The organism is Herminiimonas sp. NPDC097707, assembly GCF_044761395.1.
Lineage (GTDB): Bacteria > Pseudomonadota > Gammaproteobacteria > Burkholderiales > Burkholderiaceae_D > Oxalicibacterium.
Genome location: NZ_JBIWCI010000002.1, coordinates 123,641 through 140,651, shown reverse-complemented (window position 1 = coordinate 140,651; position 17,011 = coordinate 123,641). Strand labels below are relative to the sequence as shown.

The window sequence follows — 17,011 nt, the reverse complement described above, 5'->3', positions numbered from 1 at the left end:
TGGTAAATTGATTGGTGGGCGCGATATCGAATCTTAACCGTGGTCAAGGAGTTCGGGAGATGGTTCTCGCACAATCCCGATCACCGTTTTCATTCGACTTGGCAGCTGTTAATATAATAACTTTTGCTGGATGACATCGACGGCTTTTGCGTGGATTAAATGCAAAAAAAATTTATCGTAGCGATACGCTGCCAAAAATTGGTTATCAACAAGGACGATCATGAATATCCACGAGTATCAAGGAAAAGAAATACTGCGTAAGTACGGTGTCACGACACCAAAAGGTTTCCCCTGTTTTTCCGTAGATGAAGCTGTTCAGGCTGCTGAAAAACTTGGTGGCAAAGTCTGGGTTGTTAAGGCACAGATTCATGCTGGTGGTCGCGGCAAAGGCGGCGGCGTTAAAGTTGCGAAATCGCTGGACGAAGTGCGCAAATATGCGAACGACATTCTCGGCATGACGTTGGTGACGCACCAAACCGGCCCTGAAGGTCGTCTGGTCAAGCGCTTGCTGATCGAAGAAGGCGCTGACATCAAGAAAGAACTGTATGTCGGTATGGTCGTTGATCGTGGTAGCCAACGCGTTGCCCTGATGGCATCCAGCGAAGGCGGCATGGACATCGAACACGTCGCTGAACATACTCCTGAAAAAATCCACAAGGTATTCATCGATCCAGTCAAGGGTTTGCTCGATAGCGAGGCTGATGACATCGCCCGCAAAATCGGTGTGCCTGAAGGTTCGGTTCCACAAGCGCGCGCATTCATGCAAGGCTTGTACAAGGCATTCGACGAAACCGATGCGTCGCTGGCTGAGATCAATCCATTGATCGTTACCGGCGACGACCGTATCGTTGCACTCGACGCGAAATTCAATTTCGATTCGAATGCACTGTATCGTCATCCGGAAATCGTTGAAATGCGCGATCTGGACGAAGAAGATCCAGCTGAAATCGAAGCATCGAAATTCGACCTGACCTACATCTCGCTCGACGGCAACATCGGTTGCCTAGTTAACGGCGCAGGTTTGGCAATGGCAACGATGGACGTCATCAAATTGTACGGCGGCTCGCCAGCCAACTTCCTCGACGTCGGCGGCGGAGCCACGACTGAGAAAGTGACCGAAGCGTTCAAAATCATGTTGAAAAACCCGGACATCAAGGCGATTCTGGTCAACATCTTCGGCGGCATCATGAAGTGCGACGTGATCGCACAAGGCGTGATCGCAGCAGCGAAACAGGTTGATCTGACCGTTCCACTGGTCGTTCGCATGGCGGGCACCAACGAAGAACTGGGCAAGAAGATTCTGGCGGAATCGGGTCTTCCTATCATCACTGCAAACAACATGGCTGAAGCGGCTGAAAAAGTCGTCAACGCAGCACAGGGGAAATAAGCATGTCAATCCTGATCAATAAAGATACCAAAGTCATCACCCAAGGCATCACCGGTAAAACCGGTCAGTTCCACACCAAAATGTGTATCGAATACGCAAATGGTAAAAACTGTTTCGTTGCTGGCGTGAACCCAAAGAAACCTGGCGAATCGTTTGAAGGCGTGCCTATCTACGCAACCGTCAAGGAAGCTGCCGCAGAAACCGGCGCAACCGTTTCGGTTATTTATGTGCCGCCTCCGTTTGCTGCTGCAGCAATCGATGAAGCAGTCGATGCCGGCATGGATCTGGTGATTTGTATTACTGAAGGCATTCCAGTACGCGACATGATTCGTACCAAAGCACGCATGGAAGGTAAAAAAACCTTGCTGCTCGGACCGAACTGCCCAGGCTTGATTACACCAGATGAAATCAAGATCGGCATCATGCCAGGTCACATCCACAAGAAAGGCCGTATTGGCGTGGTTTCGCGCTCAGGCACATTGACCTATGAAGCAGCTGGTCAATTGGCTGAATTCGGTCTCGGTCAATCAACCGTGGTCGGTATCGGCGGCGATCCAGTCAGCGGCTTGAAGCACATCGATATCTTGCGTATGTTCAATGACGATCCTGATACCGATGCGGTCATCATGGTTGGCGAAATTGGCGGCGATGCAGAAGAAATGTGCGCGCGCTGGGTCAAAGACAATATGAAGAAGCCAGTGATCGGCTTCATCGCTGGCGTCACCGCACCAGAAGGCAAACGCATGGGCCACGCCGGTGCGATCATCTCTGGCGGCAAAGGTACAGCGCAAGAGAAACTGGCTGTGATGGAAGCGTGCGGCATCAAAGTCACACGTAACCCAGCTGAAATGGGCCGTTTGCTGAAATCGGTTCTGTAATAAGAAGTTCCGACACTCCCCATGCATGGGGAGTGTTATCTCTACAGGAAATACACGGTGTTTTCTGTAGAGATAGTTACTACATGCATGTGCGCCTATTGTGCACGCCGGGATGTGACCGCGCTAGAGCGCAAGTTCGCGCAGGTCTGCCTTGAAGTAACAGTACAAGTTTTTAAATCTTGAGAGAGTAAAAAATGTCACAACGTTGGGTACGCTTTAGTCACGCAGGTAACACGCAATTCGGTACGCTTGAAGGCGATAACATTCAAGTCTATACCGGCGATATGTTCGCTAATCCAGTCAAGACGGACACGGTGTTGAATATCAACGACGTGAAAGTCCTGATGCCGGCGCAGCCAACCAAAATCATCGCTATGTGGAATAACTTCCATGAATTAGCGAAGAAACTGAATCTGGCAGATCCAAAAGAACCGCTGTACCTGATCAAGGCGCCAAACTCCTATCTGAATCCAGGTGAAACCATTCAGAAGCCGCCAACAGATGACAAAGTCGTCTTCGAAGGTGAGCTCGGTATCGTGATCGGAAAAACTGCGAAGGCAGTGTCGGAAGCGGATGCAATGGATTATGTGTTCGGTTACACCGTAGCAAACGACGTTACCGTTGCGACTATCCTGAATCGCGATGAATCGTTTGCACAATGGGTACGTGCCAAAGGTCTGGACACTTTCTGCCCATTCGGCCCGACGATTGCAACCGATCTGGATCCAACCACACTGGTTGTTAAAACTGTTCTGAACGGCGATGTTCGTCAAAACTATCCAATTAGCGATATGCGTTTCTCCACGCAGCAATTGGTAAGCATGATTTCCGCCGATATGACGCTGTTCCCAGGCGACATCATCTTGTGTGGCACCTCGGTAGGTGTCGGCTCGATGAAGCCGGGTAGCGTCGTGGAAGTTGAGATTGCTGGTATCGGCAAGCTCACAAATGATTTTAAATAATAGTGGCGAGGTAAAAATTATGAAAATTGCTGTTATAGGAGCAGGCGCAATCGGTGGTTACGTGGGCGTCAAGTTGGCACTGGCTGGTGAAGATGTTACGTTCATCGTGCGCGGCGCCAATCTGGAAGCGATTCGCAAGAATGGCGCCAAGCTGATCATGCACGATGGTTCCGAGCACGTGGCATCGAATGTCAAGGCAACCAACAACTACGACGAAGCTGGTCATCAAGACATCATCGTTCTAGCAATGAAGGCGCATCAACTCGAAGCGATCGCCGACGACCTGCCAAAACTGATCGGCCCTGAAACCGTCATCGTCACAATGCAAAATGGTATTCCGTTCTGGTACTTCCACAAGCATGGCGGCAAGCTGGCTGGCACGCGTGTTGAAAGCGTCGATCCGACCGGCAAGATTACCGCTCTGATCCCTGCTGACCGCGTACTTGGTTGCGTCGTCTATCCTGCATCGGAATTGATCGCGCCAGGCGTTATCAAGCACATTGAAGGTGACCGTTTCCCTATCGGTGAACTTGATGGTTCGATCAGCGAACGCGCAACTCGCGTTTCGGAATGCTTTACCAATGCAGGATTCAAATCGCCTGTGCTGGAGAACATTCGTTCCGAAATGTGGCTCAAGCTGTGGGGCAATCTGACGTTCAACCCTATCAGCGCGCTGTCGCACTCGACCTTGCAGGATATCTGTCAATTTCCACTGTCGCGCGAACTGGCAGCCGCCATGATGACGGAAGCGCAAACCGTTGCGAACAAGCTGGGTATTGAATTCCGCGTCACGCTCGACAAGCGCATCGCCGGTGCTGAAAAAGTAGGCAAGCACAAAACCTCGATGCTGCAAGACGTTGAAGCAGGTCGCGATCCGGAAATCGACGCTCTGGTAGGGTCGGTAGTTGAACTTGGTCGTTTGACTGAAACCCCAACACCGCATATCGACACTGTCTACGCGTTGGTCAAGTTGCTGGCGAAAACCATGGAAGAAGAATCCGGTCAGGTCAAACTGCAAAAGGTTGCATAAGTACGCATGAATAAAAAGCCCGTGAAATTTTCATGGGCTTTTTTTTAAATGCTGCATACAAGCTGTAGCTGAATGTCGGGAAGTGAAATAAGTGATGACGCCTCGTGCAACATCATGAAAATACATAAGCTCAGCCGGAATATTTTTAATTGAATGATTCGGCAGTGGCAAATAAATTTCGGGTGATGGATTTTTGAGAAATTTGGAATACGTATAAATACGTACTGCTGTTTTGGCAAAGTTTTTCCCAATTTGCCTCTCAAGGATGGCACACTCGTGCAAAGCAATACGGAATACGGCAGTAAGAATAGATAGACGATGTTTCGGATTTGAGTAGAAAAAGCTGTTTGATGACGGCCACATATAAAGATGGCACATTGAATCGCTTTATTCGTTGCGTGAGCAAATGCGAGAAATGGAGCTCGTAAATGTTGCGCAATAACTTGCAAGAAGTTACTAAAGCGAAACATCGCTAATGCGATCAAACAATGACCGGAGTCCCGAAAACTTGACGCCGGTCAAGAGAATTTTCAAAGAAAAGCCACACTATCTTTGAAAATTAAAAGTAACTAGAAGTTATGTTTGAAGGCATTGGAGGGTCGCACCATGCTAGTGCTCACAAGGCACCTCGACGCGGCAAGCAGTAAAAAGTAGTCAAAATTATTATTAACAGGAGACAGCAATGATCAAGGAATTCATTTCGCATTCATCAAGTGGCATCGCAAAGGCAACCGCCGGCGCATTTGCAGCAGTTGCACTGACCGCAACCCCGGCCTTCGCTGCCTGGGAACCAACCAAACCAGTCGAATTCGTTGTGCCAGCTGGCACTGGCGGTGGCGCTGACCAAATGGCTCGTCTGATTCAAGGCGTCATCATCAAAAACAAACTGATGAAAGAACCTTTGATCGTTGTCAATCGTTCTGGCGGTGCTGGCGCTGAAGGCTTCCTTGACGTTAAAGGTTCTAAAGGCGATCCACACAAAATCATCATCACCCTGTCGAACCTGTTCACCACGCCTATGGCAACGGGTGTTCCATTCAACTGGAAAGAAATGACTCCAGTTGCAATGTTGGCGCTGGATCAATTCGTTCTGTGGACGAATGCTGAAAAGCCATACAAATCGGCAAAAGAGTACATTGATGCAGTCAAGGCAGCTGGCCCGAATAAGTTCAAAATGGGCGGCACCGGTTCCAAGCAGGAAGATCAAATCATTACTGCCGGACTGGAAAAAGCTACAGGCACCAAGTTCATCTACATTCCATACAAAGGCGGCGGTGAAGTTGCTGTTCAATTGGTTGGTAATCACATCGATTCAACCGTGAACAACCCAATTGAAGCAGTTTCGCAATGGCGTGCAGGTAAATTGAAGGCGCAATGCGTATTCGATGACCAGCGTATGCCTTACAAAGCGAAAATCACCGAAACCCAATCCTGGAATGACATTCCAACATGTAAAGAAGCGGGTATCCCAACCGACTACACCATGTTGCGTGGTATTTTCATGCCGCCAAACGTCACTGCTGATCAACTGGCTTACTACGTAGACCTGTTCACCAAAGTGCGCGCAACGCCAGAGTGGAAAGACTACATGGAAAAAGGTGCGTTCAACACTTCCTTCAAAACCGGCAATGACTTCAAAACATGGCTCGAAGCTGCAGAGAAGCAACACGCTACTTTGATGCAAGAAGCCGGCTTCATGGCCAAGAAGTAATAGACTAATCAGGGCAAATAAGAAGAGAGGCTGCACTACCGACCGGGTCGGTAGTGCCAGTTAGCTCGCGCGCCCCAACTCATTGTAAAAAATTTTCAGGAGCATTCCTCATGGATCAGAATTTGGAATCCGGCGATGGCGCTCGCACTGGCGTAGCGACGTATGTCGTAGACGCTGTGGTCGCTGCCATTCTATTGGCGCTGGGTATTACTGTTGTTATCGCAAGCTGGAAATTAGGTGCGACTTGGACCAGTGACGGTCCAGGCTCAGGTTATTTCCCATTTGGTATTGGTGTTCTGATCTGTATATCAGGCGCAGGCACATTGTTTTCATCGCTCTTTGGCAAGAACAAAAATACTGAAGTTTTCGTCGATGGCGAGCAATTCAAGCGCGTTATGCAAGTGTTCATTCCGGCAATTGTTTATGTCGGAGCAATCGAGGTATTCGGCGTTTATATTTCTTCCGCCGTTTATATCGCGTTGTTCATGATCATACTTGGCAAATTCTCTACTATTAAAGCCATTATCGCGGCGCTTGTCGTCAATGTCGTATTTTTCATGATGTTTGAAGTGTGGTTTAAAGTGCCCCTGTACAAAGGGTCTATAAATCTTTTGAGCTTCCTCGGTTATTAAGCTTGTGCATGTGATCGCAAGATCAGGTGCTAGCTAACTACTGAGTCAGATTGGAATTCAAGGAGTTTTAAGTAAAATGGACGAAATTAATTCATTATTTCACGGGTTCGCGGTCATTTTGACGCCAATGAACCTGTTGCTGATGGTAATCGGTATCACCCTGGGTGTGCTGATTGGGGTGCTGCCTGGTTTGGGTGGTGCAAACGGCGTGGCAATTCTGTTGCCACTCACATTCACGATGTCGCCGACTTCAGCGATTATCATGTTGTCGTGCCTGTATTGGGGAGCGTTGTTCGGGGGGGCTATTACTTCCATCCTGTTCAATATTCCAGGTGAGCCGTGGTCAGTTGCGACTACGTTCGACGGTTACCCAATGGCGCAAAAGGGTAATGCTGGTGAGGCGTTGACGGGTGCATTCACGTCTTCGTTTATCGGCGCGTTCGTTGCTGTTGTGATGATCACTTTCCTGGCACCACTGGTTGCTAAATTCGCGTTGCGTTTCGGCGCGCCTGAGTTCTTCTCGGTTTATCTGCTCACCTTCTGTAGTTTCGTTGGTATGGGTAAGGGTTCACCGCTGAAAATTCTTGCTTCGATGGCCCTCGGTTTCGCGTTGGCATCGGTAGGTATGGATACGGTTACCGGTCAATTGCGTATGACCTTCGGATTCGAAGAGTTGATGCGTGGTTTTGACTTCCTGATCGCGGTTATCGGTTTGTTCGGTATCGGTGAGATTCTGTTGTCGATGGAAGAAGGCCTGGCGTTCTCCGGTAAATCGGCAAAAATCGATCCTAAAATCGTGTTCCAGACCTGGAAAAAACTGCCCCAATACTGGGTTACTTCGTTGCGCAGCGCCATGGTTGGTATCTGGATGGGTATTACCCCAGGCGGTGCAACACCTGCATCGTTCATGTCTTACGGTCTGGCCAAGAAAATGTCTAAGAACGGTCATAAGTTCGGTACTGGTGAACTCGAGGGCGTGGTTGCTCCTGAAACTGCAGCGCATGCTGCTGGTACTGCAGCGTTGCTGCCTATGTTGGCTCTGGGTATTCCGGGTTCGCCAACAGCGGCTGTTCTGCTCGGCGGTCTGCTGATCTGGGGTCTGCAACCTGGTCCATTGTTGTTCACTGAGCAACATGACTTCGTTTGGGGCCTGATCGCCAGTATGTATCTGGGTAACCTGGTTGGCCTGGTAGTCGTTCTGACAACAGTCCCGCTGTTTGCATCGATCTTGCGTATTCCATTCTCGATCATTGCCCCGGTGATTATCGTAATTTGCGGTATCGGTGCTTACACCGTTAATAATGCAATGTTCGATATCTGGTTGATGCTGGTGTTTGGTGTGGTCGGCTATCTGTTCAAGAAACTGGACTATCCGTTGGCTCCATTGGTTCTGGCGCTGGTCCTGGGTCGTAATGCAGAAGATTCGTTCCGCCAAGCGATGCTGTCGTCGCAAGGTGACGTATCGGTCATGTTCTCGAACGGTCTGGTTGGCACCATTACCGCTCTGGCGCTGATTATGTTGTTCTGGCCGCTGATTTCTCGTGTGATCGCACTGGTTCGCCCTCCTAAAAAGGATGAATTCGCAGAGCACCGTGCAGCAGAATGATTTTTGCCTAATCTGATCAAGGGGTTGCTGTAATCAACGGCCTCAAGATGTGATCCAATGCCCCGCAAGGTTTTAGCCTTGTGGGGCATTGTTCTTTTCCATGCGGGAACGTTAGCAGGGTAAGTTGGTCTGATTGAGGGCTTTGAATTGTGCTATATCGATATTTTTCTTTCAGTCTTGGGCTAAAAACATCAATTCATAATTAAAGGAACCGCTATGCCAGTGATCGCAATGACGCAGGAAATGGGCTCGCTCGCCAAGGATATTGCCGTGCATTTGGCAAAAACCCAGAATCTTGCTGTGATGAAGCACGAGATAATCGATCATCTTGCGGAAAAGATGGATTTGAGCAAAAGCGTAATTCGCCGATTGCGGGAGGGGAAGGCTGGTTTTGTCGACAGGATAACGACGGATGACGAAAGTATGGCTTTGTACACGGCCGAAGAAGTTTTTGATTTGGCGCGGAAGGGCAATGTGATATTGCGTGGCTGGGGTGCGACTTGTCTGCTTAGGCCTGTGCCGCATGTGGTGACTGTTCGAGTCACGCGCTCCATGAGCAAGCGGGTTGAATGGTTAATGGCGCATTTGGAAACTGATGATGCCGACTTTGCCGAGGCGGAAATTCGTCGTAGCGATGCGGCGCATAGCGCTCGCATGCAGCAGCAGTTCGGGGTGGAGTGGGGCGATCCGATTTTATATGATCTGGTGCTCAATACCGATCGGTTGTCTATTGAAAGCTGTGCATCGCAAATTTTGAGCCTGGTGGGTCGGCCTGAATTTCAGGAGTCTGCAGCATCGCAAGCCGTGCTTGAAAACATGGCGCTTGAGACGCATGTGCGCGCTGCGTTACGGAGTAATCCGGCCAGCCATGATGTAAGAGTCACTATCGAGGCGAATGCCGGGCGTGTGGTGTTAAGCGGAATTGTGTTGCATGCGGATGAGTTGATTGCAGCAGAGAGGGTGGCCTCGGCCGTAACCGGTGTTGTCAGTGTGGACAATCAGTTGCGCCTGATGGCAAATTCAAAACTATACTCATCCGGGGCATACTAGTCTGATAATGCGATTTGGGTCTGACCTGCGGTTTTCCCGGGTCAGATTTTTCCCTGATGTTTTAGCCGGCTCAGCGTCTCTGGAGAGAGATTCAGATAGGAAGCCAATTCTTTTTTGGGAATGCGATCGAACAAATCCGAATGTTTGCGTACAAAGCGTTGCACACGGCCTGGCGCGTCGAGTAAATGCAGAGTAATGGTATGTGCCATAATCTCACTCATCAGATGCATGACATCGTATTCAAATGCCTGTTTGACATGCTCATGTTTTTCCATGAACGCAATCCATTGCAATAACGGCAGCTTTACTACGCGGGCTTTTGTCACGCAGATAATACTGTAGGGGGTTGGGGTTTTTAAGCGCCAGGCGGCGTAACTTGTCTCCATGCTGCGTTCATCCGCGAAGCGCAAGATCATTTCCTTCGCTTGCTGGTTGGTAACCACTCGCTTCAGGATGCCATCGAGTATGAAATACTGCTCCATTTCATGCACACCCTGATGCAGCAGGAAGTCGCCTTTAGGGCAATCCACGACGAGCAGGTGCGGCTCAAGCTCGGCCCACTCGCTTTCACTCATCTCTTTCAAGACGACATTTTGTTTGAGCTGAACACGAATGACATTACGCTCAGGATGATTATCTACAGTCGGCATTTACTTTGATAAAGTAACAAAAGGATCAGAGGGGAAGAGCTACTTGGATATCATGCGTTGAAAATTGACCGGGGTCAATGATAGAGGCGCCGACACATCGCTATGATACCCCCACTTGGATAGATATGCGTAAAAGCGCATATCTAAGGGTATCTCTAAAAGTCACCCGATCTGATTTTTAGAGGTGCCTTGCAAGTAAAAGGGCTGGCAAAGCGCCAGCGCGCCACGGTCTGAGCAATTGCTCAGACTAAATTAACGAAGAGAAGAATCCATTATGAAAAACGACATTCAAGCGACGACAGAAGGCGTAGAGCTGACCGATGGTTTCCATCTGTTGATGGAAGCCCTGGAGATGAACGGTATTACCAACATCTACGGTTTGCTTGGTATTCCTGTCACAGAGATCGGCCGTATGTGGCAAGCGCGTGGGAACAAGTTCTTCAGTTTCCGTAATGAGCAAAATGCGGGTTATGCGGCATCGGTTGCCGGTTACCTGACCAAGAAGCCAGGTATTTGCGTGACCGTTTCCGCGCCAGGCTTCCTGAATGGTTTGACCGCTTTGGCTAATGCCACGACCAACTGCTTCCCGATGATCCTGATCAGCGGCTCCAGCGAACGCGAAGTCGTCGATCTGCAACAAGGCGATTACGAAGAAATGGACCAGTTGAACATCGCTCGTCCGCATTGCAAAGCTTCTTTCCGTATCAACCGTACTGAAGACATCGGCGTAGCAGTTGTTCGCGCTATCCGTACAGCATTGTCGGGTCGTCCAGGCGGCGTGTATCTGGATATCCCAGCACGTCTGTTCAGCACCACGATGAGTGCAGAAGAAGGCGCGAAAACTCTGTTCGTTCCTGTTGATCCGGCTCCAGCACAGATCCCAGGTCCAGACGCTGTTGCGCGCGCTGTTGCATTGATCAAAGGCGCTAAAAAGCCATTGATCTTGCTCGGTAAAGGTGCTGCTTACGCACAATGCGACGCAGATATCAAAGCGTTGATCGAAGAAACCGGTATTCCATTTACGCCAATGTCGATGGCTAAGGGTCTGGTTTCCGATATCCATCCACAATGCGCTGCTGCAGCGCGTTCGATGGTGTTGCAAGAGTCTGACGTTGTCGTGCTGATCGGCGCGCGTCTGAACTGGTTGCTGGCCCACGGTAAAGGCAAGACATGGGGTGGTGCGAAGAAATTCGTGCAAATCGATATTCAGGCGAACGAAATGGACAGCAACGTCCCAATCGCGGCGCCGCTGGTTGGTGACGTTGAATCCTGCGTCAACGCACTGCGCGCTGGCTTGAAGGGCATGGCCAAGCCAACAGAATGGATGGACGCTATTGCTGAACGTGCGAGCGGCTCCAAAGCGAAGCTGGGCACCAAGCTGACCACCGCTACACCAGTCATGAACTACTTCAACTCGCTGGGCGCAATTCGTGATGTGTTGAAAAACCATCAGGACGTTACCTTGGTAAACGAAGGTGCAAACGCACTCGACAACGCACGTATGATTATCGATCAATATCAACCACGCAAACGCGTTGATACCGGTACTTGGGGCGTCATGGGTGTTGGTATGGGTTCGGCAGTTGCAGCCGCAGTGGAAACCGGCAAGCCAGTCGTTGCAGTTTGCGGCGATAGCGCATTTGGTTTCAGCGGTATGGAAATCGAAACCATCACTCGTTACAACCTGCCAGTAACCGTGATTATCATGAACAACGGTGGTATTTATCGTGGCGACGAAGCGAACCCGGCGCATCAGGTTTCGTGCATGACGTTCAATCCGAACACACGCTACGATTTGTTGATGCAAGCCGTCGGTGGCGAAGGCGTTCGCGTCAATACTCCGGAAGAGCTGACAAAAGCTTTGGAAGCATCCCTCAAGTCGGGTAAGCCGACCTTGATCGAAGCCATCATCGACCCAGCTGCTGGTGTTGAATCTGGCCGTATCGGCAATCTGAACATCGTTAGCACGATTGGCAAGAAGAAGTAAGACTGGTCGCGCATGGCGCAAGCCATGCGCAGGTAGTGGCGAGGCAGCATAGTTGGAAAAGTCAAGCCTGCCCCGGCTTGACACTCCCTACGGTGCAGCACTAGACTAAGCGGTTAAGAACTCCAAGTAGTATTGGAATACAGCCAGTAACATAATGGCGCGATTCCACCTGAATGTCCGGGTGGTTTTTCACTTCCTGAAACGAGAGTACATGCTTTCAGGAGTAAGTTAAACGATTGAGAAGGAAATTTACCAATCATGAGTCAAACATTACCATTAGCAGGCATTAAGATCATCGATTTCACCCACGTGCAAGCTGGTCCTGCATGTACACAGTTGCTGGCTTGGTTCGGCGCTGACGTGATCAAAGTTGAGCGTCCAGGTTCCGGTGACGTGACACGTAACCAGTTGCGTGACATTCCTGGTGCCGACGCTCTGTACTTCACGATGTTGAACAGCAACAAGCGTTCGCTGACTTTGGATACCAAAACTCCAGCAGGTAAAGAAGTTTTGGAAAAGCTGATCAAGGAATCCGACGTCATGGTTGAAAACTTCGGTCCTGGCGCTTTGGATCGTATGGGTTTCTCCTGGGCGCGTATTCAGGAACTGAATCCAGGCATGATCATGGCTTCGGTCAAGGGTTTCAGCGAAGGTCACCATTACGAAGACTTGAAAGTCTACGAAAACGTGGCGCAATGCGCTGGCGGTGCTGCTTCCACAACCGGTTTCTGGGACGGCCCACCAACTGTTTCGGCAGCTGCAATTGGCGATACCAACACTGGTATGCATCTGGCAATCGGCATTTTGACAGCCTTGATGGGTCGTCAAAAAACCGGCAAGGGTCAAAAAGTTGCAGTCGCAATGCAAGACGCCGTGTTGAACTTGTGCCGTGTCAAGCTGCGCGATCAACAACGTCTGGATAAACTCGGCGTATTGAAAGAATACCCGCAATATCCACACGGTACATTTACCGATGTTGTGCCACGTGGCGGTAACGCTGGTGGTGGCGGTCAGCCTGGTTGGGTTCTGAAATGTAAAGGTTGGGAAACTGATCCTAACGCATACATTTATTTCACAGTTCAAGATCACGCTTGGCCACCTATCGCTCATGCAATTGGTAAAGATGAATGGGCAACGGATCCGGCGTACACCACTCCAGATGCGCGTCAAGACAAGATCTTTGATATTTTCGCAACGATCGAAGAATGGCTCAAAGACAAAACCAAATTTGAAGCTGTGGATATCCTGCGCAAATTCGACATTCCATGCGCACCTGTAATGTCGATGAAAGAGATTGCTAATGATCCTTCACTGCGTGCAAGTGGTTCGATTGTTGAAGTTGAGCACAAAGGTCGTGGCGAGAAATACCTGACCGTTGGTAGCCCGATCAAATTCTCCGATCTGAAGCCAGAAATCACTGCATCGCCGCTGTTGGGTGAGCACACTGATGAAGTGTTGGCAAGCCTGGGTTATAGCAAAGAAGAAATCGCTGCATTGCATACATCCAAGGCAGTTTAAGAAATATTCGAGCTGGTTTTTAGCTTGTAAAAACGGCGCCTTAGGGCGCCGTTTTTTTTCGCCTGCTCTTCCTCTACATGTCCGGTGCAACGGTCGCCGCTGTCGGTCAGGAAATGCGGGGCCGGGTGTATAGTGGCAAGTCATAATGTGTGCTTGCTGTGCCGTGACGCCGATGTGCAACTCAATAAAAAGGGCTGGCAATGACGTCTGCTTGCATGAGAATTTATTTGTAAATTGACGGCAAAATGGTTATGTTACTTTTTTTGCTGTCATGCAGCATGATCGTGTCGATTTAAAGACTGCAGAGAGGTATGTGATCAGGCCATCTGGGGCTGAAGTCATGCGTTGAAAATTGACCGGGGTCAATGATGGAAGCACTGGCAGATCGATATGATACGGCCACTTGAATTGGTGTGTGTGGAAATACATGCATGAGGGTAACTCTAAAAGCCTGTGAGCTGGCTTTTAGAGATGCCTTACAAGTAGGGATGTAATACAGGGTATTACTCGGTACTGGGCAGGTGGGGGCGTGTTCATCACCAATGCATTTGCATGGTGGTTGGAGCAGCATGCGAAATTTGCAAGATCAGCATTTGGATAGCTCCAGATGAATTCCCAGCTTGCCAAGGCTCAACCCATGCGCAATATTTTATTAGCTCAACATGGCACGGGCGGACATCTGTCCGCTCTCGCTTCTGGTCCAAAATAGGAGTAGTGAATGAGTAAGGCATTAAGCGGCTATCGCATTCTTGATTTTACACACGTGCAATCGGGGCCGACATGTACCCAATTGCTGGCGTGGTTCGGTGCGGATGTCATCAAGGTGGAGCGTGCGGGTGAAGGCGATGCCACGCGCGGTCAATTGCGTGACATTCCGGAAGCAGACAGCCTCTACTTCACGATGCTCAACCACAACAAGCGTTCCATCACGCTCGACACCAAAAACCCGAAAGGGAAGCAAGTGCTCGAAACCCTGATCAAGGAATGCGATGTGCTGGTAGAGAATTTTGCGCCCGGCGCACTCGATCGCATGGGTTTTACCTGGGAACGTATTCACGAGCTCAATCCAAAGATGGTCGTGGCTTCGGTCAAGGGTTTCGGTCCTGGCCCGTACGAGCATTGCAAAGTATATGAAAACGTCGCCCAATGCGCCGGCGGTTCTGCATCGACAACCGGTTTTGACGATGGCCCACCAATGGTGACCGGCGCGCAAATCGGTGATAGCGGTACTGGCTTGCATTTGGCATTGGGCATTCTGGCGGCACTGTTGCAGCGGCAGACAAGCGGTCGTGGGCAAAAAGTGCTGGCACCTATGCAGGATGCCGTGTTGAACTTGTGCCGAGTCAAGCTGCGCGATCAGCAACGTCTGGAGCGTACTGGCGTCATGAAGGAATATCCGCAATATCCAGATACTCCATTTGGTGATTCCGTGCCACGTGCCGGCAATGCATCGGGTGGCGGCCAACCTGGTTCCATCTTGAAATGCAAAGGCTGGGAAACGGATCCGAATGCGTACATTTACTTTGTCAATCAAGGTGCCGTCTGGGAGCCAATTTGCAAAGTGATTGGCAAAGAAGAGTGGCTGACAAATCCGGAGTTCGCAACACCGGCCTTGCGCATCAATCATATGAAAAATATCTTCGCGGCTGTTGAGGAATGGACCAAGACCAAAACCAAGTTTGAAGCCATGGATATTCTCAACAAGTTCGACATCCCTTGCGGCCCGATCTTGTCGATGAAGGAAATCGCTGAAGAGCCATCCTTGCGTGAAACAGGTACGATCGTCGAGGTTGATCATCCTGTGCGCGGCAAATATCTGACGGTCGGTAATCCGATCAAGCTGTCGGATAGTCCAACCGATGTGACGCGTTCACCATTGCTGGGCGAGCATACTGAAGAAGTGCTCGGCCAACTTGGTTATAGTGCAGAACAGATTGCCGACTTGCGTAAAGAGGGTGTGATCTCTTGAGATAAAAAACAGGCATTAACCGCTGTTATGAAAAAGCCTCTACCCGTATGGGTGGAGGCTTTTTTTATTTTGGATGATGGGCGTCAAGTGCGATCCAAAAAAGTGGAATGCATGGCTAATTGAAATGGCAATATATGTTTATTTCAGCACGAGGGGATGCAGTACTTGAATAGGCGCTCTCAGCATTTTGAGATAGCATGCTAAAGGGCGTTAACAAGCGGATCAAATGAGAATGATTCTTTTTAACTTGAAAATAAGGGCGGAAGAAGGATTTTCTTATTGTTTTTGATGACTGAATACGCATATGTACTCTAGATCATGTGGAAAATTGATCTCGGTCAATGCTTAGAGTGGGTGCGCCTCGATAATATACGCGCACCTGAAGATGCCTAAGTTATGTAAAAAAAAGCATATATGGATTTTCTGAGGAGAAGGCCGATGAGCAGGCGATGGAGGCAAGTACTACCGGCAGCATTGTTGATTGCGGGTGTTTTGCAAGTGGCTTATGCCGAAGATGGGGTCACGGATAACACGATCCTGATAGGCCAAACCATCGGTCTGACCGGCACGGTTGCCGGCACGGTCAAAGAAATGAATGAGGGTGCGCATGCTTATATCGCCGCCGTCAACAGGCAAGGCGGCGTAAACGGCCGCAAGATTGAAATACGTACGCTGGACGATCAGTATTTGCCGGAAAAATCGCGCGCTAATGCCAAGGTGCTGATAGAGAAGGACAAAGTTTTCGCATTGTTTCAAAGTCGCGGTACGCCGCACACCCTTGCGATCCTGCCGCAACTGGCGACCAGCAATGTGCCGCTGATTGCGCCGAGTACAGGAGCAGAAAGTTTGCATACTCCGGTTAATCGCTGGGTATTCAATGTACGGGCAAAGTATCAGGATGAAGTAGTCAAAGCGATTGAGCATTTCAAAACGCTTGGATTTAAAAACGTTGGTTTGCTGACGTACGAAAAGGATGATGCGCTAGGGCTCGATGGGCTCAATGGTTTTAACAAAGGGATGGCGGAATATAAATTGACGCCCGCTTTTGTTGAAATCTTTCCGCGTTTGAAACCGAACGTGAATGAGGTTGCGCTCAAGTTGGTAAAAGCAGCGCCGGATGCACTGATCATTGTGAGTTCGGGAGCGAATACGGTCGATGTGATCAAGGCGGTTCGCGCACATGGTGGCAGGATGCAGATCATGACGCTGTCGAATAACTCGTCACAGGATTTCATCAAGGATCTGGGGCCTGATGCGGCAGGTGTGATTTTGTCGCAAGTGACACCGCCGCCGAATTTGGCGTCGAATGGTTTGGGTAAAGAGTTCCAGCTTGCGGCGAAGGCCACAGGCGCAACAGTTTCTTATGCCGCAATGGAAGGATATTTGTCGGCGAAAGTCATGGTTGAAGGTTTGCGCCGTGCGGGGCGCAATCTGACGCGCGACAGTTTTATGCGCGGATTGGAAGCCATGCAGCGGGTTGATATGGGGGGTTTATCGCTCAGTTATAGCGAGAAGAATCACACCGGCAGCAATTTTGTCGAGTTGACCCTGATAGGAAAAGACGGACGATACATACGCTGAAAATACGTTGAAATCGTTTGCTGTTGGTAGATATTGGTAATGAGCAGGAC

General features: G+C 49.8%; 14 protein-coding genes. 12 read left to right on the top strand and 2 right to left on the bottom strand.

Going from position 1 to position 17,011, the window contains the following annotated elements:
* Positions 1 to 220: 220 nt before the first annotated feature.
* From sucC to ACIQW9_RS14085, 4 genes are all read left to right on the top strand, one after another.
* Positions 221 to 1,387: an ADP-forming succinate--CoA ligase subunit beta gene (gene sucC, locus ACIQW9_RS14100; RefSeq protein WP_402338349.1), complete on the top strand. Its 1,167-nt coding sequence runs from the start codon at positions 221 to 223 to the stop codon at positions 1,385 to 1,387.
* 2 nt (positions 1,388 to 1,389) lie between these two features.
* A complete protein-coding gene (gene sucD / locus ACIQW9_RS14095; RefSeq protein ID WP_304779614.1) occupies positions 1,390 to 2,265 on the top strand; it encodes a succinate--CoA ligase subunit alpha in 876 nt (291 codons plus the stop codon).
* A 194-nt stretch (positions 2,266 to 2,459) separates the two neighbouring features.
* Complete coding sequence (locus tag ACIQW9_RS14090) at positions 2,460 to 3,227, top strand: fumarylacetoacetate hydrolase family protein (protein ID WP_402338346.1); 768 nt, start codon at positions 2,460 to 2,462, stop codon at positions 3,225 to 3,227.
* Positions 3,228 to 3,246: 19 nt separating this feature from the next.
* The gene (locus ACIQW9_RS14085; protein WP_402338343.1) at positions 3,247 to 4,257 is read left to right on the top strand and encodes a 2-dehydropantoate 2-reductase; all 1,011 of its coding nucleotides are present in this window, start codon (positions 3,247 to 3,249) and stop codon (positions 4,255 to 4,257) included.
* Positions 4,258 to 4,287: 30 nt separating this feature from the next.
* On the opposite strand, the gene ACIQW9_RS14080 is transcribed toward ACIQW9_RS14085, so the two are convergent.
* On the bottom strand, positions 4,288 to 4,620 hold the full coding sequence (locus ACIQW9_RS14080) for a hypothetical protein (RefSeq protein WP_402338341.1): 333 nt from the start codon (positions 4,618 to 4,620) through the stop codon (positions 4,288 to 4,290).
* 319 nt (positions 4,621 to 4,939) lie between these two features.
* On the opposite strand from ACIQW9_RS14080, the gene ACIQW9_RS14075 reads away from it, so the two are divergent.
* The 4 genes from ACIQW9_RS14075 (at position 4,940) to ACIQW9_RS14060 (ending at position 9,256) form a co-directional block, all read left to right on the top strand.
* Positions 4,940 to 5,968 (top strand): Bug family tripartite tricarboxylate transporter substrate binding protein, encoded by a 1,029-nt coding sequence (locus tag ACIQW9_RS14075; RefSeq protein ID WP_402338338.1) that lies wholly within the window; start codon positions 4,940 to 4,942, stop codon positions 5,966 to 5,968.
* A gap of 110 nt (positions 5,969 to 6,078) precedes the next feature.
* Positions 6,079 to 6,600, top strand: a complete 522-nt coding sequence (locus ACIQW9_RS14070) for a tripartite tricarboxylate transporter TctB family protein (protein WP_402338335.1) — start codon at positions 6,079 to 6,081, stop codon at positions 6,598 to 6,600.
* A 76-nt stretch (positions 6,601 to 6,676) separates the two neighbouring features.
* The gene (locus ACIQW9_RS14065; RefSeq protein ID WP_402338332.1) at positions 6,677 to 8,206 is read left to right on the top strand and encodes a tripartite tricarboxylate transporter permease; all 1,530 of its coding nucleotides are present in this window, start codon (positions 6,677 to 6,679) and stop codon (positions 8,204 to 8,206) included.
* A gap of 216 nt (positions 8,207 to 8,422) precedes the next feature.
* Positions 8,423 to 9,256 carry a cytidylate kinase family protein gene (locus ACIQW9_RS14060; RefSeq protein WP_402338329.1) on the top strand — a complete coding sequence of 278 codons (834 nt, stop codon included), beginning with the start codon at positions 8,423 to 8,425 and terminating at the stop codon, positions 9,254 to 9,256.
* A gap of 41 nt (positions 9,257 to 9,297) precedes the next feature.
* Here ACIQW9_RS14060 and ACIQW9_RS14055 read toward each other — a convergent pair whose 3' ends face one another.
* Positions 9,298 to 9,906 carry a Crp/Fnr family transcriptional regulator gene (locus ACIQW9_RS14055; RefSeq protein WP_402338326.1) on the bottom strand — a complete coding sequence of 203 codons (609 nt, stop codon included), beginning with the start codon at positions 9,904 to 9,906 and terminating at the stop codon, positions 9,298 to 9,300.
* 274 nt (positions 9,907 to 10,180) lie between these two features.
* Here ACIQW9_RS14055 and oxc point away from each other — a divergent pair, with 274 nt between their 5' ends.
* The 4 genes from oxc to ACIQW9_RS14035 all read left to right on the top strand — a co-directional run bounded on the left by oxc (position 10,181) and on the right by ACIQW9_RS14035 (position 16,961).
* On the top strand, positions 10,181 to 11,893 hold the full coding sequence (gene oxc / locus ACIQW9_RS14050; protein ID WP_402338323.1) for an oxalyl-CoA decarboxylase: 1,713 nt from the start codon (positions 10,181 to 10,183) through the stop codon (positions 11,891 to 11,893).
* A gap of 258 nt (positions 11,894 to 12,151) precedes the next feature.
* Positions 12,152 to 13,411 carry a formyl-CoA transferase gene (gene frc / locus ACIQW9_RS14045; protein WP_402338320.1) on the top strand — a complete coding sequence of 420 codons (1,260 nt, stop codon included), beginning with the start codon at positions 12,152 to 12,154 and terminating at the stop codon, positions 13,409 to 13,411.
* 718 nt (positions 13,412 to 14,129) lie between these two features.
* On the top strand, positions 14,130 to 15,380 hold the full coding sequence (gene frc, locus ACIQW9_RS14040) for a formyl-CoA transferase (RefSeq protein ID WP_402338317.1): 1,251 nt from the start codon (positions 14,130 to 14,132) through the stop codon (positions 15,378 to 15,380).
* Between the two features lie 438 nt (positions 15,381 to 15,818).
* The gene (locus tag ACIQW9_RS14035; protein WP_402338314.1) at positions 15,819 to 16,961 is read left to right on the top strand and encodes an ABC transporter substrate-binding protein; all 1,143 of its coding nucleotides are present in this window, start codon (positions 15,819 to 15,821) and stop codon (positions 16,959 to 16,961) included.
* The last annotated feature ends 50 nt before the right edge of the window (positions 16,962 to 17,011 follow it).

Coding starts and splice junctions, on each gene's coding strand:
- sucC (WP_402338349.1), top strand. CDS start 221: ATGAATATCCACGAGTATCAAGGAAAAGAAATACTGCGTAAGTACGGT.
- sucD (WP_304779614.1), top strand. CDS start 1,390: ATGTCAATCCTGATCAATAAAGATACCAAAGTCATCACCCAAGGCATC.
- ACIQW9_RS14090 (WP_402338346.1), top strand. CDS start 2,460: ATGTCACAACGTTGGGTACGCTTTAGTCACGCAGGTAACACGCAATTC.
- ACIQW9_RS14085 (WP_402338343.1), top strand. CDS start 3,247: ATGAAAATTGCTGTTATAGGAGCAGGCGCAATCGGTGGTTACGTGGGC.
- ACIQW9_RS14080 (WP_402338341.1), bottom strand. CDS start 4,620: ATGTGGCCGTCATCAAACAGCTTTTTCTACTCAAATCCGAAACATCGT.
- ACIQW9_RS14075 (WP_402338338.1), top strand. CDS start 4,940: ATGATCAAGGAATTCATTTCGCATTCATCAAGTGGCATCGCAAAGGCA.
- ACIQW9_RS14070 (WP_402338335.1), top strand. CDS start 6,079: ATGGATCAGAATTTGGAATCCGGCGATGGCGCTCGCACTGGCGTAGCG.
- ACIQW9_RS14065 (WP_402338332.1), top strand. CDS start 6,677: ATGGACGAAATTAATTCATTATTTCACGGGTTCGCGGTCATTTTGACG.
- ACIQW9_RS14060 (WP_402338329.1), top strand. CDS start 8,423: ATGCCAGTGATCGCAATGACGCAGGAAATGGGCTCGCTCGCCAAGGAT.
- ACIQW9_RS14055 (WP_402338326.1), bottom strand. CDS start 9,906: ATGCCGACTGTAGATAATCATCCTGAGCGTAATGTCATTCGTGTTCAG.
- oxc (WP_402338323.1), top strand. CDS start 10,181: ATGAAAAACGACATTCAAGCGACGACAGAAGGCGTAGAGCTGACCGAT.
- frc (WP_402338320.1), top strand. CDS start 12,152: ATGAGTCAAACATTACCATTAGCAGGCATTAAGATCATCGATTTCACC.
- frc (WP_402338317.1), top strand. CDS start 14,130: ATGAGTAAGGCATTAAGCGGCTATCGCATTCTTGATTTTACACACGTG.
- ACIQW9_RS14035 (WP_402338314.1), top strand. CDS start 15,819: ATGAGCAGGCGATGGAGGCAAGTACTACCGGCAGCATTGTTGATTGCG.